This is a genomic window from Roseibium sp. FZY0029 (genome assembly GCF_036350355.1).
In the GTDB taxonomy this organism is placed as follows: Bacteria; Pseudomonadota; Alphaproteobacteria; order Rhizobiales; family Stappiaceae; genus Roseibium.
Genome location: NZ_JAZDVZ010000007.1, coordinates 108,025 through 131,859 on the forward strand (window position 1 = coordinate 108,025; position 23,835 = coordinate 131,859).

At 60.6% G+C, this 23,835-nt stretch carries 19 protein-coding genes; 9 read left to right on the forward strand and 10 right to left on the reverse strand.

Annotated features, from left to right (window positions below):
- The first annotated feature begins 40 nt into the window (after positions 1-40).
- Positions 41-1,741, forward strand: coding sequence for an ABC transporter permease (locus V1T76_RS20110; protein ID WP_330562454.1), 1,701 nt, complete (start codon positions 41-43; stop codon positions 1,739-1,741).
- Positions 1,742-1,892: 151 nt separating this feature from the next.
- Here V1T76_RS20110 and V1T76_RS20115 read toward each other — a convergent pair whose 3' ends face one another.
- Both V1T76_RS20115 and V1T76_RS20120 read right to left on the reverse strand, forming a co-directional pair.
- Entirely contained in the window at positions 1,893-2,939 is a 1,047-nt protein-coding gene (locus tag V1T76_RS20115; protein ID WP_330562456.1) for an ABC transporter ATP-binding protein, read from the reverse strand.
- Positions 2,940-2,994: 55 nt separating this feature from the next.
- Positions 2,995-3,912, reverse strand: coding sequence for a phosphotransferase (locus V1T76_RS20120; protein WP_330562457.1), 918 nt, complete (start codon positions 3,910-3,912; stop codon positions 2,995-2,997).
- Between the two features lie 225 nt (positions 3,913-4,137).
- Here V1T76_RS20120 and V1T76_RS20125 point away from each other — a divergent pair, with 225 nt between their 5' ends.
- Together V1T76_RS20125 and V1T76_RS20130 are read left to right on the forward strand one after the other, a co-directional pair.
- On the forward strand, positions 4,138-5,715 hold the full coding sequence (locus tag V1T76_RS20125) for a trimethylamine methyltransferase family protein (RefSeq protein WP_330562459.1): 1,578 nt from the start codon (positions 4,138-4,140) through the stop codon (positions 5,713-5,715).
- A 66-nt stretch (positions 5,716-5,781) separates the two neighbouring features.
- Positions 5,782-8,217, forward strand: coding sequence for a GcvT family protein (locus V1T76_RS20130; protein ID WP_330562460.1), 2,436 nt, complete (start codon positions 5,782-5,784; stop codon positions 8,215-8,217).
- 674 nt (positions 8,218-8,891) lie between these two features.
- Here the strand turns inward: V1T76_RS20130 and V1T76_RS20135 are convergent.
- The 3 genes from V1T76_RS20135 to V1T76_RS20145 all read right to left on the reverse strand — a co-directional run bounded on the left by V1T76_RS20135 (position 8,892) and on the right by V1T76_RS20145 (position 11,074).
- Complete coding sequence (locus V1T76_RS20135) at positions 8,892-9,200, reverse strand: hypothetical protein (protein ID WP_330562462.1); 309 nt, start codon at positions 9,198-9,200, stop codon at positions 8,892-8,894.
- A 123-nt stretch (positions 9,201-9,323) separates the two neighbouring features.
- Complete coding sequence (locus V1T76_RS20140) at positions 9,324-10,151, reverse strand: phosphate/phosphite/phosphonate ABC transporter substrate-binding protein (protein WP_330562463.1); 828 nt, start codon at positions 10,149-10,151, stop codon at positions 9,324-9,326.
- Positions 10,148-11,074, reverse strand: a complete 927-nt coding sequence (locus V1T76_RS20145; RefSeq protein ID WP_330562682.1) for a fatty acid desaturase — start codon at positions 11,072-11,074, stop codon at positions 10,148-10,150. Before V1T76_RS20145 ends, V1T76_RS20140 begins: the two co-directional genes overlap by 4 nt.
- Before the next feature lie 292 nt (positions 11,075-11,366).
- Between V1T76_RS20145 and V1T76_RS20150 the strand changes: the two genes are divergently transcribed.
- Complete coding sequence (locus V1T76_RS20150; RefSeq protein ID WP_330562464.1) at positions 11,367-12,689, forward strand: NAD(P)/FAD-dependent oxidoreductase; 1,323 nt, start codon at positions 11,367-11,369, stop codon at positions 12,687-12,689.
- Between the two features lie 264 nt (positions 12,690-12,953).
- The gene (locus V1T76_RS20155) at positions 12,954-14,075 is read left to right on the forward strand and encodes an ATP-dependent DNA helicase (protein ID WP_330562465.1); all 1,122 of its coding nucleotides are present in this window, start codon (positions 12,954-12,956) and stop codon (positions 14,073-14,075) included.
- Here V1T76_RS20155 and V1T76_RS20160 read toward each other — a convergent pair.
- Positions 14,059-14,655: a TetR/AcrR family transcriptional regulator gene (locus tag V1T76_RS20160; protein WP_330562683.1), complete on the reverse strand. Its 597-nt coding sequence runs from the start codon at positions 14,653-14,655 to the stop codon at positions 14,059-14,061. The genes V1T76_RS20155 and V1T76_RS20160 overlap by 17 nt on opposite strands.
- Before the next feature lie 460 nt (positions 14,656-15,115).
- Here V1T76_RS20160 and V1T76_RS20165 point away from each other — a divergent pair, with 460 nt between their 5' ends.
- From V1T76_RS20165 to V1T76_RS20175, 3 genes are all read left to right on the forward strand, one after another.
- Positions 15,116-17,590 (forward strand): Tex family protein, encoded by a 2,475-nt coding sequence (locus V1T76_RS20165; protein ID WP_330562467.1) that lies wholly within the window; start codon positions 15,116-15,118, stop codon positions 17,588-17,590.
- Positions 17,591-17,850: 260 nt separating this feature from the next.
- Positions 17,851-18,537, forward strand: a complete 687-nt coding sequence (locus V1T76_RS20170) for a DUF2270 domain-containing protein (RefSeq protein ID WP_330562468.1) — start codon at positions 17,851-17,853, stop codon at positions 18,535-18,537.
- Positions 18,538-18,764: 227 nt separating this feature from the next.
- Entirely contained in the window at positions 18,765-19,190 is a 426-nt protein-coding gene (locus tag V1T76_RS20175) for a GNAT family N-acetyltransferase (RefSeq protein WP_330562469.1), read from the forward strand.
- 79 nt (positions 19,191-19,269) lie between these two features.
- On the opposite strand, the gene V1T76_RS20180 is transcribed toward V1T76_RS20175, so the two are convergent.
- Positions 19,270-20,511: an NAD(P)/FAD-dependent oxidoreductase gene (locus tag V1T76_RS20180; protein ID WP_330562470.1), complete on the reverse strand. Its 1,242-nt coding sequence runs from the start codon at positions 20,509-20,511 to the stop codon at positions 19,270-19,272.
- A 192-nt stretch (positions 20,512-20,703) separates the two neighbouring features.
- On the opposite strand from V1T76_RS20180, the gene V1T76_RS20185 reads away from it, so the two are divergent.
- On the forward strand, positions 20,704-21,351 hold the full coding sequence (locus V1T76_RS20185) for a GntR family transcriptional regulator (RefSeq protein ID WP_330562471.1): 648 nt from the start codon (positions 20,704-20,706) through the stop codon (positions 21,349-21,351).
- Here V1T76_RS20185 and arsB read toward each other — a convergent pair.
- The 3 genes from arsB to V1T76_RS20200 form a co-directional block, all read right to left on the reverse strand.
- Positions 21,348-22,394: an ACR3 family arsenite efflux transporter gene (gene arsB, locus V1T76_RS20190; protein WP_330562472.1), complete on the reverse strand. Its 1,047-nt coding sequence runs from the start codon at positions 22,392-22,394 to the stop codon at positions 21,348-21,350. The two genes, V1T76_RS20185 and arsB, sit on opposite strands and share 4 nt — an antisense overlap.
- Positions 22,395-22,452: 58 nt before the next feature.
- Positions 22,453-22,806 (reverse strand): ArsR/SmtB family transcription factor, encoded by a 354-nt coding sequence (locus V1T76_RS20195; RefSeq protein ID WP_330562473.1) that lies wholly within the window; start codon positions 22,804-22,806, stop codon positions 22,453-22,455.
- 198 nt (positions 22,807-23,004) lie between these two features.
- The gene (locus V1T76_RS20200) at positions 23,005-23,835 is read right to left on the reverse strand and encodes a dipeptide ABC transporter ATP-binding protein (protein WP_330562474.1); all 831 of its coding nucleotides are present in this window, start codon (positions 23,833-23,835) and stop codon (positions 23,005-23,007) included.

The following is a 23,835-nucleotide window of genomic DNA, read 5'->3' on the forward strand; positions in this document are numbered from 1 at the left end:
ACTTGTCCGGAATGACGGCGGGAAGCAACGGTAAATCCCTGTGCAGCTATCAAAGCTTTCCGAAAAGACCACCCTCCTCGCACTCGTTCTCGGCGCAACGCTGATCTGTGGCCTGCCGTTGCTGCTCTTGTTCAAGACCGGACTGACAGGCGAGCACGGACTGAACGTCGGCCCGCTTCTGGAGGCGTTGCAAAGCCGGTCAGTCTTGCGCGCCTTGTGGCACTCAATCGAGAGCAGCTTCTGGTCTGCAGTTGCCGCAACCGCGCTCGGCACCCTCCTCGCACTCCTGATCGGCCTCACCGATATTCGCGCCAAGGGCCTGCTGGTCTTTCTGATCCTGCTGCCGATGATGATCCCGCCGCATGTCACGGCAATTGCCTGGATCCAGGCACTTGGCCCGGGCAGCCCGGTGCTGCGCTGGCTTGGGCTGGCACCGGAACTCGGCTCCACGCATCCGCTTTATTCCCGCGAAGGCCTTGTCCTGCTGCTGACCCTGCAGCACAGCCCGCTGGTGTTCCTGCTGGTGCGCGCCGCGCTCAGGTCATTCCCACGCGAACTGTCGGACGCAGCTCGTGTTTCCGGCGCCGGGAGCCTGTTGATGCTGCGCCGGATCATCCTGCCGCTTCTGGCCCCCTCGCTGCTGGCCGGGTTCGCTCTGGCCTTTGTGGCAGCGCTTGGCAACTTCGGCATCAACGCGCTGATCGGCATTCCGGCGCGTTACACCACATTGCCCGTTCTGGTCTGGCGCAGGCTGGCAAGCTTCGGGCCGGATGTGCTGCCTAATGTGGCGGTGATTTCGGTCATTCTGTCCGCCGTTGCCCTTGCAGCCATTCTGTTGCAAGGCGTCCTGCAGCGGCGCATGCGCACCAGCCTCATCGGCCTGCCGCAGGACCCGCTGGCGATTTCGCTTGGCGGCAAGCGTCCCTTCATCGAAGCGGCGCTCTGGCTTTTCGTCGCCTTCGTACTGCTGTTGCCGACCGCCTCTCTGCTGGCAACCTCGCTGGTCCGCACCTACGGCCTGCCCCTTTCGGCTGAAACCATGACCTTCGAAAACTTCACCGAGATACTCTGGCGCCAGTCCGTTACACTGCGCGCCTTCGCCAATTCCACGATCATCGCAGGATCGGCCGCACTTGCCATCGCCTTCGTCAGCCTGTTCCTGGCCTATTTCCTCGCTCACCGGAAACGGGCCCATCGGAACTGGGCAAACCTTGCGCTGACACAGTCGGAAATCGCCTTTGCTGTTCCCGGCCTGGTGATGTCGATTGCCTTTATCCTGGCCTTCATCCGGCCCCTGCCGCTTTTGAACATCTCGCTCTACGGCACGCTCTGGATCATCCTGATTGCCTATGTCTCCGTCTTCCTGGCCGTTGGCCTGAAACCGGTTGCCGCCGCCTTCCTGCAGATGGACAGCTCGCTGGAGGATGCCGCTCGGGTAGCCGGCGCCGGTTTCTTCCGGCGCATGACGCGGATCTTCACCCCGCTCGCAGCCCCGGCGGCTGCCTCCGGGGCAATCCTGGTGTTCCTGACTGCTTACAATGAAGTCACGGTCTCCGCCTTGCTCTGGTCGACCGGAAACGAGACCATCGGCACCACGATCTTCAACTACGAAGACGGCGGATACACTACCCTTGCCGCTGCCATGTCGGTTGTTGTGGTGGCCGCAACGGTTTTCATCATGCTGGCAATGAACGCGCTTGCGAAGCGGGTACCGGCCGGGACTATCCCGTGGAAAGATTGAAGGATAGTCGAAGCTCTTGTCATCCTGCTCTGGCATAGCCAGGACCGCGATCCACTACGCCGCAGCAGATATGGCGCTTTCCCGGTGCCTATGGCTACTGGATCCCGGGTCTGCAATGCGCTTTGCCCGGAATGGCAGCAAGGAGCAAGACTCACTTCGGCAGCACCCAGCCCCGCTGAACAGTCAGCTGCAGGATCTCCCCCGGTTCTGCCTTGCGGTCAAGCATCATCAGAAGCGGCTGCGAAAGGCCGTCGAGACGGACAAGGACGTCCCAATAACCCCCTCGATAAATCGTTCGCTCGACCGTGGCCTTGAAACCGGATGCTCCTGTTGCCAGCACCAGATGCTCCGGCCGAAGCAGCAATGTTGCGGCACCCGGAACAGTTTGTTCCGGACAATCGACGACCGCGGCAATCTCGCCGAAACGCACCTGTGCCACGCCGTTTTCAACCCGCAACACATTCACCGGAACCAGAGTGCTTCTGCCGATGAAACCGGCAACCTTGTTCGAGTTCGGCCGGCGATAAAGCGTGTCGGGATCCGCCACCTGCAAGATGCTGCCGTCCCACATCACCGCCACCTTGTCGGCAAGCGCCATCGCCTCGCGCTGGTCATGGGTGATGAACAGGGTCGTTGCGCCGCTAGCCCTGTGAAACGCCGCCAGCTCCTCTTCCATCGCGCTGCGCAGATGCGGGTCGAGATTGGCAAGCGGTTCGTCCATCAAGACGGTGCGGGCTCCCTGCGCCAGGCACCGCGCCAGCGCCACCCGCTGGCGTTGACCGCCCGAAAGTTCTGCCGGTTTGCGCTGGCTGTAAGGTGTCAGGGCAACCGTTTCCAGACACTCCGCCACACGCGCAGCCACCTTGCCCCGCTTCTCTCCTGCCGTTTCCAGCGGAAAGGCGACATTGGCGGCAACATTCATGTGTGGCCACAGCGCATAGGACTGAAACACCACGCCGACCTGGCGCTGCTCGGGCGGCAGGTGCAGGCCTTTGCGCGCAACGGCCTGCCCGCCAAGCGTGATCTCGCCTGCATCGACAGGCTCCAGTCCGGCAATGGCACGCAGCAAGGTCGACTTGCCGCAGCCGGAGGGGCCGAGCACCACGAAAAACGTTCCGTCCTCGATGGAAAGCGACACATTGTTCAGCGCCTTATGGGCATCGAAGGACTTGGTAACGGAAGCAAGCTGGATGGACATGCCTCCCGTTAGCGCTCTCCCATGACAGATTGATTACAAGCGCTGCGAACGCCCCTCATCGGCCGCGCAAACGCAGCAGCAGGTCGACTTCCTCTTCCAGCGCACGGCCATAGGCCCGCGCTGCCGGGGCATTGGAATGCATCAGGGTTTCATGCCGGAACAGGCAATAGGCTGCCAGGCACCAGTGATAGGCGCCGCGCTCCTTCAGGAAATGCTCGACCGTTTCCTGAACCGGATAGCGGGTCAAGAACACCTCCTCCGCATGGGCGACCAGCGGGTGAAGGCCATAGAGTGTTGCAAGACCCGGCGAGACAAAACAGGCGATATCCTCCACCGGATCGCCAAGCCCGGCGAATTGCCAGTCGATCAGCCGGGCGCCGTCGCCGGTTGCCTGGATCGTACCGAGACAGAAACTGCGGTGAACGAGCGACCGCTTGATCTCGCGTTGCTCAACGGCCTTGTCGTCAGGGCGCAGGCGTTTGAGGTTGGCTGCCTTGCGGCTCATTGGAATGAGCCCCAGCATGGCATCGCCCCGCGCCAACACCTCATGATATCCGGCCGGAACGGTCTGGTGCCCCGGCACCGGTTCGCTCAAGGCAGCAAAGCGCCCGATCAGCTCCGCGGCCTCACCGACATCAATCTCATTGTCGACAGGGGTCGGATAGCCATAGATCAAAAGCGGCGTTTTCACCGGGCTGTAGGTGAAAGCTTCCAGCTCCGGCGACAGGCCATGGCGGGAAAGCACGGCAAGGGCATCGGCTTCCTGACGTGGCAAGGTCGGATAAAGCGGGTTGTCCTCGTTTTCGGGAAAGAACTCCTTGATGACATAGCTTCGCCCGGGCGTGTCGAGGCGCCAGAATCGTGAGGTATAGGCAACCGGCAACGGCCGCAGGCGCGCCGTCCCCCAGGCCTTCACCGGCAGCAGCGTTTTCAAATAGGCCAGAAGGTCTGTATCCGACAGCGACAGGCGCAAGAAGGGTCCCCATAAAAAGTCTCTGTGTTCTGATCGCTTTGAAGGACCTTGCCGTCAAGCCCCGATTGGTCCGCAAGGCCTGATGAGCCAGACACCGATCGCCGATGTCGGAGTTGTAGCACTGGCCGTCGTTCTGAGACTGCCCGCCGAAAGCGCCGTCTCAAGTAACGTCGAATGAAATGGCACCGGACCGCATTCCGGCTTTCTGCAACAGTGGCGGACGACATGACCCATGACATCGAAACGGCCGCGCTTGCCGAGACGGCTCCGGCACGGCGCGGACGGCGGCGCAGGGGCGGCGAAAAGGCCGGACCGGATCTCTTTCCGCAAAAGCCGTTCAAGCAGCCCCGGCATATCTTCAAGCCGCTGGAAGCCGTTTCCGCTGACGAACTGGAAGCGATCCACGACGCATCCATGCGCGTTCTGGAAGAGATCGGGATCGACTTCCTGCACGAGGAGGCGAGGCAAATCCTGAAAGACGCCGGGGCCGACATCACGCCAGGGACGGATCGTGTGCGCATGGACCGGGCCATGGTGGAAGAGCTTGTCGCCAAGGCTCCCTCCGAGTTCACGATCCGAGCCCGCAACCGGGCACATGACTTGCAGGTGGGCGGCAATGCCCTTGCCTTTTCCTGCGTGGCCAGTGCGCCCAACGCCGTCGACCGCGACCACGGCCGTCGCCCCGGCAACCAGGAGGACTATCGCAACTTCCTGAAGCTTGCCCAGTTCTTCAACATCATTCACTGCGTCATGGGCTATCCGGTCGAACCGGTCGATATCCACGCTTCCGTGCGCCACCTCGACTGCGTTGCCGACATGCTTCGGCTGACCGACAAGGTCTTTCACATCTATTCACTCGGCAAAGAGCGCAACCTCGACGGACTGGAACTGACCCGGATCGGCTACGGCCTCACGCGGGAGGAATTCATCGAGACCCCCTGCGTGGCAACGGTCATCAACACCTCCTCGCCGCTGAGGCTCGACACGCCGATGCTGCAGGGCCTGATCGAAATGGCCAAGGCCGGTCAGGTCTCCATCGTCACGCCCTTCACCCTTGCCGGGGCCATGGCCCCCGTCACGGTGTCAGGTGCACTGACCCTGCAGAACGCGGAAGCCCTCGCAGGGATCGCCTTCTCCCAGCTTGTGCGGCCCGGCGCGCCGGTGGTCTATGGCGGCTTTACCTCCAACGTCGATATGAAATCCGGCGCGCCTGCCTTCGGCACGCCGGAATACATGAAGGCGGCAATCGTCGGCGGCCAGCTCGCCCGGCGCTATCATCTTCCCTATCGCTCGTCCGGCGTATGCGCGGCCAACACCGTCGACTATCAGGCGGCGCTGGAAACCACGCTGTCGGAATGGGGCGCGATCAACGGCGGCGCACATATCATCAAACATGCCGCCGGCTGGCTGGAAGGCGGATTGAGCGCCGGTTTCGAGAAATTCATCACCGACATCGACCTGCTGCAGAAGATCGCCGAATACCTGACGCCGCTCGACGTCTCTGAAGCAGCCCTTGCCGTCGATGCGATCCGCGAAGTCGGGCCAGCCGGCCACTTCTTCGGCACCCAGCACACCCAGGACCGCTACAAGGACGCTTTCTACGCCCCCATCGTTTCCGACTGGCGCAATTACGAGACCTGGGCAGAGGCCGGCAGCCCGACCGCTTACGACAAGGCGAACAGTCTCTACAAGAAGGCACTGGAAGCCTATGAGCAGCCCCCGCTTGATCCGGCTATCGACGAGGAAATCACCGCCTTTGTCGAGAGGCGAAAGGCCGAGGGCGGCGCCCCCACCGACTTCTGATCATTTCATGTCCAACGATTGAACACGGCCTGCCGTGCAAGAGCAGGCGCTTCCGGAGCAGATTGCATGAATACCCACACTCAGGTTGTTGTCATTGGCGGTGGCGTTGTCGGCTGCAGCGTTCTGTATCACCTGACCAAGCTCGGCTGGAAAGACGTGACGCTGATCGAACGTGACGAACTGACCTCAGGCTCCTCCTGGCACGCGGCCGGCGGTTTCCACACCCTCAACGGGGATCCGAACGTCGCCCAGCTGCAAAGCTACACCGTCGATCTCTACAAGGAGCTGGAGGAAATTTCCGGCCAGTCCTGCAGCCTGCACCTCACCGGCGGCGTGATGCTGGCCGACACGCCCGAGCGCATGGACTTCCTGCGTCTGGCCCAGGCCAAAGGCCGCTATCTCGGCATGGATCTGGAGCTGATTTCCGTTTCCGAAGCCAAGAAGATGTTCCCGCTTCTGGACGAGAAACATTTCATCGGCGCGCTCTGGGACCCGATTGAAGGCCATCTTGACCCCTCCGGTACCACCCATGCCTATGCCAAGGCCGCCCGCGTCAACGGCGCGACCGTGCTGCGCCACACCAAGGTGGAAGACCTGGTTCAAACGCCGGATGGCACCTGGGATGTCATCACCAACAAGGGCACGATCCACGCCGAGCACGTGGTCAACGCCGGAGGTCTGTGGGCGCGCGAATGCGGGCGTATGGTCGGTTTGGAGTTACCGGTGCTCGCCATGGAGCACATGTACCTCCTGACCGACGAGATGGAGGAAGTGACCTCACACAACGAAGCCACCGGCAAGGAACTGATCGGCGTGCTGGATTTCGGCGGCGAGATCTACACCCGCCAGGAAGGCAAGGGCGTGCTGCTCGGCACCTACGAGCAGAACTGCCGACCGTGGAGCCCGCGCCAGACCCCCTGGGACTTCGGACATGAACTGCTGGCACCTGATCTCGACCGGATCGCACCTGAACTGGAAGTCGGCTTCGAGCATTTCCCGGCGCTCCAGAATGCCGGTATCAAGCAGATCATCAACGGGCCCTTCACCTTCGCCCCGGACGGCAACCCGCTGGTCGGTCCGGTGCGCGGGCTTCGGAACTACTGGGTCGCCTGCGGTGTCATGGCCGGGTTCAGCCAGGGCGGCGGCGTCGGCCTGACGCTGGCCAACTGGATGATCAACGGCGACCCCGGCTACGACATCTGGGGCATGGATGTTGCCCGCTACGGCACCTGGGCAACCCTCTCCTACACCAATGCCAAGGTTCAGGAAAACTATCGCCGCCGCTTCCGGATCCGGTTCCCGAACGAGGAACTGCCGGCAGGCCGACCGCATCAGACCACACCGCTTTACGACCGCATGCTGGCGCAAGGCGCCGTCATGGGCGACAGCTGGGGCCTGGAAACACCGCTGTGGTTCGCTCCGGACGGCGTGGAAGCCAGGGACATCGTCTCCTACCACCGCTCCAACGATTTTGAGCACATCGGCGCCGAGTGCCGGGCCGTGCGCGAGAGCGTGGGCGTGACGGAAACCGCCAACTTCGCCAAATACGAGATTACCGGGCCAGGCGCGGAAAGCTTCCTGTCGCTTTTGATGACCAACACCATGCCGAAGATCGGCCGCATCGTTCTGACGCCGATGCTGAACGAGAACGGCAAGCTGATCGGCGATTTCACCATCGCCCGCGCCACCGAGCAGACGTTCTACATGTGGGGCTCGTCCCAGGCAGAGATCTATCACATGCGCTGGTTCGAAAAGCACCTGCCAGAAGATGGCTCGGTAACGATCCGTGCGATCAATCTCGGCTGGGTTGGTCTGTCCATCGCCGGCCCGAATTCACGCAAGGTTCTGGAGAAGATCACCGGCGAGGATGTCTCGGGCGAAGCCTTCCGCTTCATGGACTTCCGCGAAATGGATGTTGCCAATGCACCCTGCAAGGTCAACCGCATCACCTACACGGGCGACCTCGGCTACGAGATCTGGATGGCACCGGAGTATCAGCGCCAGGTCTATGATGCCCTGATGGCAGCCGGGGCCGAGTTCAACATCGTCAACTTCGGCATGCGCGCCCTGCTCTGCCTCAGGCTGGAAAAGAACTTCGGCACCTGGTTCCGCGAATTCCGCCCGATCTACGGTCCATTCGAAGCCGATCTCGGCCGTTTCGTGAAACTGTCCAAGGACGCCTTCATCGGCAAGGACGCAGCCCAGAAAGAATTCGATGAAGGGCCGAAGCGCCTGCGTGTCAGCTTCGTGGTCGACGCTTCGGACGCCGACGTCATGGGCGACGAACCCGTCTGGCACGACGGCAAGGTGATCGGCTGGGTGACCTCCGGCGGCTATGCCCACTACCTGCGCAAATCCCTTGCCCAAGGCTACATTCCGGCAAACCTGGCAACAAACACGCAGGAAGGCGCTTTCGAGATCGAGATCCTCGGCGAGCGCCGCAAGGCCACCATCATCAGCGAGCCGCTGTTCGACCCGAAAGCCGAACGCATGCGCATGTGAGGGTTTGGTCTGGCCGGGCAACCCCACCCTGCCTCACTCCGCCCCGGGGTACATCCTGCCGGAACACAGGCTGAAGTCTGTCAATGATCTACGTGCTTGGGACAATCCAACATTGCCCGAGACGTCCCGAACCTCGTCCTCACGATCTCCTTCTGAGGAGACGCCTTGGCGGCGTCTCGAAGCCAATCTCAACAGATAAGGATGGGTGGCGACCTCCGGAGCAAGCGGCCCATCCTTCGAGACGCGCGCAAGCGCGCTCCTCAGGATGAAGCGGTGGTCTTGGATGGGCACTATCGAGTGTCGAAAGATGGATGCGGGCGGGAACGTTCGGATAAACCGGTCCTTCGCCCGCTCAAGACCTGCGTGGCGCAAGCCTAACGGCTCAACAGCTTAAAACCGGGAACACGCTCACCCGACCAGGATGCGCGCCGTCCTGTCCTCATCTCAATCTGAACTCCGCTCCCCACGGCCTCATCCTGAGGAGGTGCCAAGCGCCGTCTCGAAGGATGGGCGGCAAACGCCAGCGCAATTTGCCCATCTTTCGAGATGGGCTTTCAGCCCTCCTCAGGATGAGCAGTTTGGTGGGGACTGGCAGATTATCATGCCACCTAAGCAAACCGATGGCAGAAGCCAGTCGGCTTATCAGAACACACCAGCAGACCGGCTCTCGGCCTTTACTTCAACCGGATGATCTTCGGCCCGAGGGCACGCACGTAATCGCTCTGATCGGCAAAAACCATCACGTTGGTTTCGGTCACTTCGGTCTGTTTCAGTTCCAGTGGCGTCTTGCCGTCCGGATTGACGATCACCTTACGAGTCGGCGGCAGGCCGCGGAAGACCAGAACACCGGCTTCCTTGGTGACGATGGCGCCATAGGGCTCGTTGTGGACGATGCGCGTCGTGCCGCTTTCGGCCTGTGCTGCGGCTCCAAGGGTGATGCTCAGGCCGGCTGCGGCCAACAGGGTTTTGCAGAACGAATTCATGACACGTCTCGCTGTTAACGCTTCATTTACCATGAATCGTAACCGCTCGTTAACTTTTGCGCCAGAGCCTCTGCGGGTTTCTCCCGTGAAACGGTATTTATGGTTAATGCGGCAAGGCTGCTGTCAGGCCAGCACGGGATAATCGTGGCCGGCAGCCTCGGCTTCCATTTTCAAGATCACCGCGTAATCGTCAGAAGACAGGTTCGAGAAGCCCTTGATACCAAGACGGCAGCGGCTTGGTTGCGTTTCAGGGGCGGTAAACACCTCGGCGACGGCCTCGGTTATAAGCGCGTGTTGCGTATCGCTGAACCGGCGAGAGGTGATCAGGGGCAACCCGGGCGCAGATGCAGTGCGGGCAAGCGGCCGAAGTTGCTGCGCCAGGTCGGGAACCTCCCGGCAGACCAAGGCCCAGCAGACCGCGTCGATCGAAGCGATGTCGGCCTTGCCGTCAGCGACGGCCCTCAACGACGCCAGATGACTGCCGCTCTCACCCACCTCTGAAAAGAAACTTCCGCCGGTTTCAAGCTGCGCCACCGCGTGCCGAAAGGCATTCATGCCCGACTGGCTGTCCGGACCGTTGAAGACGGCTCGCTTCCCGCGCAGGTCTGCCAGGGTCTGATGGGCACTGTCCCGCTGTACGATCAGCTGGCTGCAATAGCGTGGACCATCACACCCTTCGGCATCGTAATGAGGTGTCCCCACCAGCCTGACCTTGCCTGCGAGTGCATGGGTCAGCGGATAACCGCAGGTTTGCGACAGGAGAAGACCCGGATCCGTCCAGGTGTCAGCAAGGTCGCGTCCCGCCGGCCACGGCCGGATGTCACCATCGGTCAGGTTCAGAGTCTGGCAAAGTGCGGCCTGAAGCGCGCTTTCAAGATCTCGGGTCGCAGCACGCACTTCCGGCCAGTCATACATCGGCAGCCGAACGGCGAGAAAAGATCTCCCGGTCAAGACACCGCCTTTTCCGCGGCGGAAAACCCACTTGTTTGATTGTGTTTGATCGGGTGCACAACGGGCTCCTTGACCTTGAACAGGTAATGTCTGGCCAACTGGAAATAGCTGGAAAAGACATAACCGCCGTTCCGCTCGTGCCATTGCGTTCGGGCGGCGCGGTAGAGATGCGGCAGACGATACCAGGGCGCACGCGGATTGGCATGATGAACGACATGGAGATTATTGTTCAAGAACAGAAGCGAGAACACCGGGCAAAACTCGACGATGATGGATCGGGCTTCCGCCTGTTCATGTGCGCGGTGTTCCGCATAGGTGCGCAGCATCAAGAGGCTCATCCCCGGATAGGCAACAGCGACGATGTAAAGCCAGAACGGCATGCCGCCAACCAGCGTGACATAGAGAACCACCGGCACCAAACCGGCGGCATGATGCGCCCAGGCCCGCATGACCACCCTGTCCCCGGCCATCATCATCCGGATTTCAGCCCCGACGAAACCGGCCACGGAAACCGCCGGGCCGATCAGCAACCTGCCGATGAGCGTGTTGTTGATCGTCAGCACCAGTTGGATCGCACGCGGCAGCTTCTGCCAGTCTGCCCAGGCCAGATAGAAGCTCTCCGGATCGTCATAGGGGTCCGTCAGGCGATCATTGTTGTGATGGCGCAGGTGAAGTGACTTGAAACGGCGATACGGCACACACAGGCCGAACGAGCAATAAACCAGCGCTTCGTTGAGCGCGGGACTGCGCGTCGGGTGCCCGTGCAGCACTTCATGCTGCAGGGAGGATTGCAGCGTCACCAGGATCGCCGCCAACGGACAGACCACCAATGGCCCAAGCTCGGAATAAAGTCCAATCACCAGAATCCATGCCGACGAGCTGGCCAGAATAAGGGCCAGCGTCGGCCACTCGCAGAATGTCACTCGCGGCAAGGAAGTCTCCAAATGTTTGAAAAATCGGCGCAAACCGAAGGAACGGGTCAACTATGCGAGCAGGCCGAGTTCAGAACAATTTGAGACTTGAGAACAAATTCTGCGATATTTCGCAAATTCATCAGCATGTTAAATTTTATAACCATATGATGATTTTTATTCGCAAATGTAGCCTTTTCGATAAGGCGGATGACCGGATCGGAACATCAAGTGGCGGTTTTGCCGCTAGACAAAAATGGGGCTGTCCCCTGTTGTTGGCCGAATGCCGGAAAGAAGGACAGCCATGCCAGAATCGCACCATACGCCGCACCGTTACGACGTCATTATCATCGGCGCCGGCATCATCGGCTGCGCCATCGCACTCTCGCTGACCCGCAAGGGTTACAAAACATTGAACGTCGACGCCTTGCCGGCCGCTGGCTATGGTTCTACCTCCAGTTCGGCCGCGGTGATCCGCACTTACTATTCCACCCGCGATGGCACGGCCATGGCGCTGGAGGGCTATCACGACTGGAAGAACTGGCAGGCCTATCTGGACACGGAGGAAACGGACGGTCTGGCCCGTTTCATCGAGACCGGAACCCTGGTGATGAAAACGGCGTCCGATAATTATCAGAAGCATGTTCTGGAACATGCCGACGCGCTCGGCATTCCCTATGAACACTGGTCGGCCGACCGCATTACGCGGGAACTTCCGGGCTACAATCTGGACTGCTTCGCTCCGGCGAAAACCATGGATAACGACGACTTCGGTATGCCGACCGGCGGTTCGCTTCAGGGCGGTGTCTTTTTTCCAGCAGGTGGATATGTGGACGACCCGCAGATAGCCGCGCGCAATCTAAAGGACGCGGCTGCGAAGCTTGGGGCCGAGTTTCGTTTCAAGACCAAGGTCGTCAAGATCCCGGTGGAGAACAACCGTGTCACTGGTGTGGCCTGCGATAGCGGTGAACACATTCCCGCAGGAATCGTCATCAATGTGGCCGGTCCGCATTCCGGCAAGGTGAATGGCCTTCTGGAAGGGGAGACAGGGCTGAAGATCGGCCACCGTCCATTGCGGCAGGAGGTGGTCCAGATCGCGCCGCCGGAAAGCCTCAACTATTCCCGCGAAGGCCTTGTGGTTTCCGACAATGACATCTCGGTCTACGTCAAGCCTGGCGGTGGCGGCCAGTTGATGATCGGCAGCCAGAATCCGGCCTGTGATCCGCATCTTGAAGAAGATCCCGACGATTTCGCGATGGACCTCACCGACCGCGGCCTCACCTATGCCTACCGTTACTCCCAGCGTGTGCCGGAACTTGGCGTCTCGCAGCACCCGGTTGGTGTGGCAGCGCTTTATGATGCCACGGACGACTGGTTGCCAATCTACGACCGGACCAATGTGGATGGCTATTACCTGGCCATCGGCACCAGCGGCAACCAGTTCAAGAACGCAACGGTCGCCGGACGCCTGATGGCCGACCTGATCGGCTACTGCGAAGCCGGCAACGACCACGACGCCCATCCGCTGCAATTCAAGCTGCAGCATGTTGCCCACACGCTCAACACGGCCACATTCTCCCGCAAGCGCGCGCTGACGAAGGAAAGTTCATTCTCGGTGCTGGGGTAGGAACCTCACTCGCGCCCTTCAACCACGTACACCTCATCCTGAGGAGCGTACGAAAGTACGCGTCTCGAAGGATGAGGCTGAGATTGAGGCTTGGGCCGACAATAGATTGCCGCCCAAGATGGCACTTCTCGGTCAGCGCTTGACGACCTTGCCATTCGGCAACCACGAGCAAATCCACCAGGAGACAGACCTGTCGATTTCCGCCGTGGTCGAATCGCCCGTTTCGGGGTAAGCAACCGAGTCTAATCCTGAAGGAGCATTTTCGTGGCCTGGTCCCCGCAACAAGACGAAGCCCTGAAAGAAGCCGCTGCCTGGCTGAAGCGCGGCGACCGGCAGGTGTTCCGCCTGTTTGGCTTTGCCGGCACGGGCAAGACCACCTTGGCCCGGCATCTGGCGGAAGGCATCGACGGCGATGTCTGTTTCGGCGCCTTCACCGGCAAGGCAGCGCATGTGCTGCGCCAGAAAGGCTGCGAGGATGCAGGCACGATCCATTCGCTGATCTACCGCCCGCGCTCGGCCAAGGAAGAAGAAGATCTCGACGACGATGAGGACGACAATGGTCCGCAGTTCGCCATCAAGCGGGACAGCCAGGCCGCAACGGCGAGCCTGATCGTCATCGACGAATGCTCCATGGTGGACGAAGACCTGGGCAAGGACCTCCTGTCTTTCGGCACGCCCGTTCTTGTGCTCGGCGACCCGGCTCAGTTGCCTCCGGTCAAGGGCGGCGGCTTTTTCACCGAAGCAGAGCCCGACGTGTTGCTGACAGAGGTTCACCGGCAGGCGCAGGACAATCCGATCGTGCGCATGTCGATGACGATTCGCGACGGCGGCCAGCTCGATTACGGTACCTTCGGCGAGAGCCGGGTGATTCATCGGCGCGACATCGACAAGGACCAGATCCTTGCCGCCGATCAGGTGCTGGTCGGCACCAACAAGACGCGCCGGCTCTATAACGCCCGCATTCGCGAGCTGAAGGATTTCTCCACCCCCATGCCCGCTGTCGGTGACAAGCTGGTGTGCCTCAGGAACGACAAGACCAAGGGGCTATTGAACGGCGGCCTGTGGACGGTGAAACGCCTGCGGCCACCGCGCGGCAACACATTGCGCTTCGACGTCGTGTCCGAAGACGAGCTATCGAGAAACGCCGTCAAGGTGAAGGTATTGCCGGCGATGTTCGAAGATGGTGCGGAAAGCATTCCCTACGCCATCCGGCGCAAGGCGGACGAATTCGACTACGGCTACGCCCTGACCGTGCACAAGGCTCAGGGCTCGCAGTGGGACAATGTGGTGCTCTTCGATGAAAGCTGGGCCTTCCGCGAGCACAAGGGCCGCTGGCTCTATACCGCGGTCACCCGTGCTGCCGAGCAGATCACTGTCGTAAGATAGGCGCGTTCGCTGGAACGCCGGAATACTCCTGCACGCCGTCGTTTCCCGGAAGAGCCTGAAGACCTGTTTCGACAAAGGTCTTCAGATCGTTTTCGGTGCTGCCGCTGCGCCCGAGCAGGGCAATCGCTGAAAACTGTCCGTCGATGAAGGTCGCCGTGCGATCGATATCCGTGTCTTCGGGTATCTCGCCGGCTGCAAGCGCCTTCAGGAGCCGGTCCCTGATGGCCTTGAACCGGGCCGCCCGCAGGTTCAGGACAACCTCCTGATGCCGCTGTGCGCCATAGGTGCAGTCGACAAGGGCATTGACCAGGAAGCATCCTGCAGGCGTTTCCTTGTCCAGCGTCAGGTCCGCGACCGCGCCGAGGAAATCCCGAAAGTCCTCGACCACGTGTTTTTCGGCCCGTTTCAACTTGTCGAAAACCGGCCCGCCATAGGTCTCGAAATAGTGCATCAGCGCTTTTTCAAACAGTGCTTCCTTGTCGCCGAATGCAGCGTAAAGGCCCGGTTTGGCCATGCCCGACGCTTCGGCGAGGTCGGTCATCGAGGTCCCGGTATAGCCGTTCTGCCAAAAAGCGATCATCACGGAATGAAGAGCGTCTTTGGTATTTACTTTTCTTGGCCGTCCGCGTGCCATCGGTCTGCACTCCTCATAACAAACCGTGTTATCTGGTTATTAAAGCTCGAGAAACCCGAGCTCCGGCAGGTCATGCATTTTTGTAAAAACATGCACACTGCCAACCAACCACGATATCGTGTTCAAAGAATACCTGCTCGTTTCGAACGTAGAATACGCAATTTATTGCTATCCGTACAGCAACCACCCTACACTCAACCTAAGAGTGTATCTCAAATCCGTCTCTTTTCAATACCTGCCCTGAAGCCGGGAAATCCCGGGGCGTGAGAAGGGTTGATCCCGTGCTTGCCGAATGGCGCGAAGCGGGCATTTCACAGTGGACGGAGCCCTCTTGTCCCTTTTCCGCCCGATTGTGGAGGCTTATCGTCTGCGGCTCAGTTTTTTCGACGGAAAGTACCTTTCGCAAATGGCAAGCGTAACGATGACCGACCCGGCCGCCTCCACTTCCAAGGGGGCCCAGAGCGCCCTGTCCGCCCAGACTGCCCTGCGCATCGCGCAGAGGATCGCGGATGAAATCGGCTGCAAGGCCGGACAGGTGAATGCGGCCGTCCAGATGCTGGACGAAGGCTCCACGGTGCCTTTCATCGCCCGTTACCGGAAGGAAGCCACCGGCGGGCTGGATGACACCCAGCTTCGCAAGCTGGAAGAGCGGCTGATCTATCTGCGCGAAATGGAAGATCGCCGCGCAGCCATCACCAAATCCATCGAGGAGCAGGGCAAGCTCACAGACGATCTTGTTGCCAGCATCCAGGCGGCCGATACCAAGTCCCAGCTTGAGGACATCTATCTGCCGTTCAAGAAAAAGCGCCGCACCAAGGCGCAGATTGCCCGCGAAGCCGGTCTGGAACCGTTGGCGGACACGCTTCTGGACGACCCGTCCCGGGATCCCGAAGCTGAAGCTGCTGCCTTCGTCGATGAAGGCAAGGGCGTTGCCGACACCAAGGCGGCGCTGGACGGGGCCCGCCAGATCCTGATGGAGCGATTTGCCGAAAATGCCGATCTGGTCGGCCGCTTGCGCCGCCATGTCGAGGAACGCGGGGTCGTTCAATCGAAACTCATCGACGGCATGGCGGAAAAGGGGGCGAAATTCGCCGACTACTTCGACTATTCCGAACAATGGTCCAAGATCCCCAGCCACCGTGCGCTCGCGCTGTTCCGCGGCCGCAACGAAGGCATCCTGTCCGTCGACCTGACGGTCGATGCGGACGATGTCTCTCCCGTGCTGCCCGCCGTGAAGATGGTTGCCGACACCTATGGCATCGCCGACCGGGGCAGGGCCGCCGACAAGTGGCTGATGGAAGCCGCCCGCTTTGCCTGGAAGGTGAAGCTCGCCCTGCACCTTGAACTCGACCTGATGGGCGTTCTGCGCGACAAGGCGGAAGAAGAAGCCATCCAGGTGTTTGCCCGCAACCTCAAGGATCTGCTGTTGGCAGCCCCCGCCGGCTCCAGAACGACGCTTGGTCTCGATCCGGGTATCCGGACCGGCGTGAAGGTTGCCGTTGTCGATGCGACGGGCAAGCTGGTCGACACGGCTACCATCTACCCCTTCCAGCCGCGCAATGATGTTTCCGGCTCCCGCGCCGCCCTGCTTGCCCTGATCGCGAAACACAAGGTCGGTCTGATCGCCATCGGCAATGGTACCGCAAGCCGTGAAACCGACAAGCTGGCAGGCGATGTTCTTGCGGACATCCCGGCCGCCCAGCGCCCGGTCAAGGTCATCGTCAACGAAGCTGGCGCCTCGGTCTATTCAGCCTCGGAACTGGCGGCGAAGGAAATGCCTGACGTCGACGTTTCGCTGCGCGGTGCAGCCTCCATCGCCCGCCGTCTGCAAGACCCTCTTGCCGAACTGGTGAAGATCGAACCGAAATCCATCGGCGTCGGTCAGTATCAGCATGACGTCAACCAGACCAAGCTGGCCCGTGCGCTGGATGCGGTTGTCGAAGATGCGGTGAATGCTGTCGGCGTTGATCTCAACACCGCCTCGCCTGCCCTGCTGTCACGCATTTCCGGCCTTTCGGACAGTCTGGCGAAGGCCGTGGTCGAACACCGTGAAGCCATCGGCCGGTTCGACAGCCGGACCCAGCTCAAGGACGTGCCGCGCCTTGGTGCAAAGGCGTTTGAACTTTGTGCCGGTTTCCTGCGCATCAACGAAGGCAAGGAGCCGCTGGACGCCTCCTCCGTCCACCCGGAAGCCTATCCGCTGGCCAAACGGATCGTGAAGGCCTGCGGCCGCGACGTGCGCCAGATCATGGGCGATGCATCACTTCTGAAAGGCCTCGAACCGTCCGAATTCACCGACGAGAAGTTCGGCCTGCCGACAGTGAAGGACATCCTGTCGGAACTGGAAAAGCCCGGCCGCGACCCGCGCCCCGAATTCAAGACCGCCACCCTTCAGGACGGCATTGAGGAAATTTCCGACCTGAAGCCGGGCATGAAACTGGAAGGTACGGTGACCAACGTTACCAACTTCGGTGCCTTCGTCGATGTCGGGGTCCATCAGGACGGACTGGTGCATGTCTCCCAATTGGCCGACCGTTTCGTTGATGATCCCCACAAGGTCGTCAAGGCCGGCGATATCGTGAAGGTGACGATCCTGGAGGTGGATGTTCCGCGCAAGCGCATCTCCATGACCATGAAGTCCCAGGCCGACTATCAGGGCCAGCGCGAACGCGGCAGCCAGGACAGGGGTAGCCAGGATCGCGGCGGTCAGCTCCGGGGTGCCCCGGCAGGCCGAGGCCCCGGCGGAAAAGGCCCCGGCGGTGGCAACGGCCCGCGCGGAAACGGCCCGCGCGGCGGCAGTGGCCCGAAATCCTCTGGCGGAGACAGCGGCAATAACGCACTGGCCGCGGCCCTCGCCGCAGCCATGAACAAGAAGAAATAATCTCCTGATCCAGAGGTGTTTCCGGGCGCCGCTGGATCAGTGCGCTACTGGTTTTCGGAACAGCTATCGGTCTCCGAAGGCGTCTGGAGAAGGAGGTCCCGCCCCTTTCTTTGGACCGTGACTGCATGTCGGCAGATCCCGCTCTCAGGCCAATATGACCCGTTCCCTGCCTCAGGTTTCACCTGGTCAATTTTGCCCCTCTGGCATTACCGGGAAACTGCATTACTCTGTTCGCTAGGAACTCCTTCGAGGAACGGATAATGCCGGAGAAGGATCAGGAACAGGTTTGGCCCAAGCAGGACATGGAGTCCGGCACGCTCACCGCGCTTGCTCACCTTTACCGCGCCGAGGTGTTTCGCAGCACCCATTGGCGTACCCGCCTCGACAACACCACCAACTGGGCCGTGGTCACCACTGGCATCGCCCTGTCGGCGACATTTTCCAACAAGGATGCCTCGCCCCTGCCCATGGTGCTGGTCGGTTTGCTGGTGACGGTTTTTCTGATCTTCGAAGCCCGGCGCTATCGCTATTACAATATGTTCCGGGCCCGCGCCCGGCTGATAGAAACAGATTTTTTTGCGCCAATTCTCGCCGGACGAAAGGTTCCCATGCAGGGGAGCTGGGCAACCATGCTCGCCGACGACTATGAGATGCCGCATTATCACATCTCTCTCGTCAGGGCGGCAGGGCGGCGGCTGCGCAGCAACTATTCCTGGATTCTGGCGATCCAGGCAGTCGCCTACTACGGCAAACTGGCCATTCATCCCGTTCCGCTGAGCAGCCTTGCCTATGTGTTCCACCGGGCCGCCATCGGCCCGATCCCCGGATGGACCGTAATGCTTGCAGGTCTCGTGTTTCACACAAGCTGGGTGGTGTTTGCCATCGTGACCTTGCGGCTGGACAAGCTCTACCGGGAAAAACGCCAATCGCCGATGCAGGCGATCTGAGCCGGAACAGGTCAGCCTCAACAGTGCGCCGCTCTTTTCCTTCATTTGCGGGCTGTGGTATGGGGAGGTACAGTCCACTTCGGAGATTTTATGTCCTGACCTTCCGGGCACCCCTTTGGTGCCCATCCGCAAATCGCCCCCGGCCCTACCGGGCAGCGTTTGCCGAACATAATCACAGACATTACCCGGTCATGTCGCCATGATGGGATCAGGACAATGTTATCCAAATGATCAGACCCTATGTCAGCCAGGACGCTGAGCGGATTATCCATATCTGGCGCAAGGCCAGCGAATACGCGCATCCGTTTTTGAGCGACGAGTTTCACGATACGGCAGCTATCCTCATTCGAGATGTTTATCTGCCGCAGGCGGAAACCCACGTCATGGAAGTCGACGGCAATGCCGTTGGTTTCATATCACTGCTGGACACCTATATAGGCGGCTTGTTTCTCGACCCGCGTTTCCACGGACAGGGCCTTGGAAGGGCCCTTGTGGAACATGCGGTGAAACGAAAAGGACCGCTCACGGTTGAAGTCTTCAAGGAAAACATGAGCGCCCGGCTCTTTTATGCCGCCTGCGGTTTTGAGCCGAGCGGAGAATACTTCCACGAGATGGCGCAGCATATCAGCGTGAAGATGGCCATGAGGCCCTGAGGATCTGAAGCTCAGAGACGACAGCGGCGGCCCCCGGGCCGCCGCAACTGTTCCGCAAAAAGCAAAACCCGCTTTTGGCTCAGAACCGGCTTGCCGCAAAGGGTGCTGGATCAATGCCCGGCCGCGCACCCTCGATCATATCCGCAATCATCTCGCCGGTAACGGCGGATTGGGTCAGACCGTGGTGGGCATGGCCGAAGGCATAGAAGACACGGTCGTGCCGTGTTGACGGCGAAATCACCGGCAGGCTGTCCGGAATGGACGGGCGGAAGCCCATCCAGCGTTTTCCGCCCTCCGACTTGAGCCCAGGAAAGAACAGTTTTGCCTTGGCCAGCATGGCATCTACCCGGCGCCAGTTCGGTGGCAGATCCAGACCGCCGAATTCCACGGCTCCTCCCACCCGCAAGCCGCTGGACAAACGCGACAGCACGAACCCGTGGCCGGACAGCATGATCATGCGCTTCACGGTAACGCCGGGTTCCGGAATGGTGATGTTGTACCCACGCTCCGTATCGAGCGGAATCCGGTCACCCATTTGCGCGGCAAGGGTTTTCGACCATGCACCGCAGGCAATCACCAGCCGTTCGGCTTCAATCTTGCGACCATCTTTCAGAACCACATCACAGCCGGTGTCATTGGGCTGCAAGCGGCTGACCTCACCCACCTCGAATTTGACACCCTGCGAGGAAAGCCACTCGGCAACGGACAGGCAGAGCACCTTGGGTTCATCCATCTGAACCCAGTCCGGCACCAGCGCGCCGCCGACGACACGGTCAGAGAGGTCCGGCTCCAGATCGCGGATCGAAGAGGCGTCGAGTTCCTCCACCTTGATGCCGTAGTCGCGCTGCTCGGCCCAACCCGCGCGCGAGGCTTCAAGTGATTGTACCGTGTCGAACAGTTCCAGGCAGCCGTCCCGGCGCACCTGGTTGTGGGTTCCCGTCACGCGCCAGAGCGCCTCCCAGGCCGGGAGTGCACCGCCGTTCAGGTCTGCCAGCGCCTTCGTGCTTTGCTCCACTTTTGCGGGATTGGAGGCCGCCATGAACCGCAACATCCACGGCAGGATCTTGAGCGCGTAGGCCGGACGCACCGACAAGGGGCCCAGAGGATCCAGCATCCATTTGAAGGCCTGCTTCCAAAGACCGGGCGATGCCAGCGGGGCAACATCCGTCCAGGCGATAGCGGCCGCATTGCCCTGGCTTGCCCCTGCCGCCGGGCCTTCGCGGTCCAGCACCGTGATGCTGTAGCCACGCTGCACCAGGGCAGCTGCGGTTGCCAGGCCGACAATGCCGGCGCCGATCACATGGACATGTCCCTTGCTCATTCGGTCAGTCTTTTCTCGTATGTCATCGCTTGTTCGTACCGCCGGATCAGGCGGCGAACACCTGCGGCAGCCGACAAGGACCGGTCATCGTTTTCTGGTTCCACGTCCTGCCAGAACCGGCAAGGCTCGTCTACAGCTTCATTTTGTGATATATCACAAGTACACCTGAAACATACAAAGGTCTTCTCTTCCATGTCTGCAGAACCCAGCCGATCCGCGCAGGCTTATCGCCTGCTGGAAGAAGAGATCGTCACCCTGAAGCTGAAACCAGGCGGCACGATAACCGAAATTGCCCTCACCGAACGGCTGGGGCTTGGCCGAACGCCGATACGAGAGGCCATTCAACGGCTGTCATGGGAAGGCCTTCTCAACATTCGGCCGCGTCTTGGCATCGTCGTTGCCGAAATGAACCCGTCCGATTTTCTGAAGGTCCTGGAGGCGCGCCATGCGCTGGAACGCCTCGTTGCCGGACTTGCTGCACGCCTTGCCGGCAAGGATGAGCGAAGAACCCTTGAAGCGATTGCCGAAGACATGCGCGAGGCCGCTGCCAAACCGGATGTGGAGGACTATCTGCGCCTCGACAAGGCCTTTGACGAGGTCGTTGCGGCGGCGGCCTGCAATCCATTCGCCGCGAAGGCTCTTGCTCCCTTGCAGACGCAAAGCCGCCGGTTCTGGTACCGCCATTTCGGCGAGGCAGATCTCATCCCGGCGGCCTGGAGCCATATGGAGGTTATGCGTGCCATTGCAGCAGGAGATGAAGACGCGGCAATGGATCACGCAGAGAACCTGATGCTATACCTGCGCCGCCAGGCAACGACGCTGGTCAGCGGCGCCGGTTAGGCCGCCGCCGGAAAATGCGACCGCGTCCTGTTTGCAAAGGCAACCAGCGACAGCATCACCGGCACTTCCACAAGAACACCGACAACCGTCGCAAGAGCCGCCCCTGAATTCAGGCCGAACAGGCTGATGGCAACAGCGACGGCCAGCTCGAAGAAATTGGACGTTCCGATCAGCGCAGCCGGTGCGGCTGTGTTGAACGGCACGCGCCAGAAATAGCCCCAGGCATAAGCCACCAGGAAGATGCCGTAGCTCTGGATCAACAGAGGGACCGCGATCAAAACGATCACCAGGGGCTTCTCCAGAATGGTCTGCGCCTGAAAACCGAACAGCAGCACGACGGTCGCCAGAAGCCCCATCACGGAAAAGGGTTTGACCTTTGCCGTAAATTCGGAGATGCGCGCGTCATTGCCCGATCCATCCAGCGCCTTGCGGGTGAAATAGCCGGCCACCAGCGGAATGATCACATAGAGGATCACGGAAAGAAGCAGGGTCTGCCACGGCACCACAATGTCGGTCACGCCAAGCAGCAGCGCCGCAATGGGCGCGAAGGCGAACACCATGATGATGTCGTTGATGGAGACCTGCACGAGCGTGTAGTTGGCATCTCCGCGAACCAACTGGCTCCATACGAAGACCATGGCCGTACACGGTGCGACCCCGAGCAGGATCATGCCGGCGATATATTCCTTGGCGGTCTGCGGATCCACCAGCCCGGCAAACACATGCTCGAAGAACAGAATACCGAGCGCCGCCATCGTGAAAGGCTTGATCAGCCAGTTGACCACGATCGTGATGCAGAGGCCCTTGGGCTTGCGACCGACATCTTTCAGCGAGGCGAAATCGACGTTGACCATCATGGGGTAGATCATCACCCAGATGAGCACGGCAACAACCAGGTTGACGCTGGCATATTCCAGAGACGCGATTGCCTCGAAGATCCCGGGAAAGAGCGCACCGAGACCTACCCCGGCAGCAATGCACAATGCGACCCAGAGCGACAAGAAGCGCTCGAAGATCCCCATGGGTGACGTTTCCTGTGTCATTCCAACTCTTTCTCAACTCGGATTTTCAGCAAAACAAAGACGCGCATGCCACGGTTCGTCAGCAGGTTCCACCCGGTTCACAACCGCCACCGGCCACAAGGGAAGCAATCGGCGCGCAGAGCTCCGGATTGCCGCCGCAACAGTCCTGCAACAGATAGGTCACGAGGCCCTGCATCGTCTCAAGGCTCGCGCGATAACAGATCGAGCGCCCGTCCCGTTCGGCGTGCACAAGGCCGGAGCGGGACAAGGCGCCCAGGTGGGTCGACAGGGTATTCGGACGCACATTGAGCACATCTGAAATGGCACCGGCGGACATGCCTTCTTTTCCGGCTTTCACCAAAAGGCGAAAGACGTCGAGGCGGGTTTCCTGACCAAGCGCGGCCAATGCATTCAGGGCGTCTTCTTTTTCCATATTTCGAGAATACTCGAAATAACGAAGTTTACAACCCCAAAACCAATCCAGAACGAAGAAGAAGCAGAACCGAAGCCGACCGCAGGCCGATGCATGAAGCAAAATCAAGCCTCGGCAGGTCTCCGGGCTAAAAGCAAAAGACCCCCGCTCTATCGGGAGCGAGGGTCCTGTTCCATGCGCCTTGCAAGGCAGTCCGGCTCAGGCCGCTTTTGCTGCCAGGCGTTTCCTGATGCTGGCCACATCCGCCCGGGGCGTCGCGGCAAACAGCGTCTTGGTGTAGTCGTGCTGCGGATTTTCGAACACCTCGTCCCGGGTGCCGTATTCCACCACCTCACCGAAGTACATCACCATCACCTTGTCGGCGATGTAGCGCACCACAGAAAGGTCGTGGGAGATGAACACATAGGTGAGGCCCATTTCTTCCTGAAGATCGGCAAGCAGGTTCAGGATCTGCGCCTGAACCGACAGATCCAGCGCGGAGACCGGCTCGTCGAGCACCAGCAGTTTCGGCTTCATCATGATCGCCCGGGCGATCGCGATGCGCTGGCGCTGACCGCCGGAGAACATATGCGGGTAGCGGCCGTAATGTTCCGGCTGCAGCCCGACCTTCTCCAGCATCTGAAGGGCCAGATCGCGGCGCTCTGCCGACGGCATGTCGGTGTTGAGCAGCAGCGGCTCTTCCAGCACGTGGCCGATCTTCTGGCGCGGATTGAGCGAACCATAGGGGTTCTGGAACACGATCTGCACCTTCTGGCGCATTTCCTTTGAGATACCGGTCTTCGAGATATCGATCGACAGACCGTCGATCTCGATCAGGCCGGAGGTCTGCGCGTCGATCATGGTGAGCATCCGGGCAAGGGTTGACTTGCCACAGCCACTTTCACCAACCACCGCCAGGGTGGTGCCGCGTTCCACATCCAGGTTCACGCCCTTGACGGCCGTCAGGGTCGACGCCTTCTTGAACATGCCGCCCTTGATGTCATAGGTCCGGTAGAGATCGCGAACCTTGAGAATTACATCGTCAGCCAT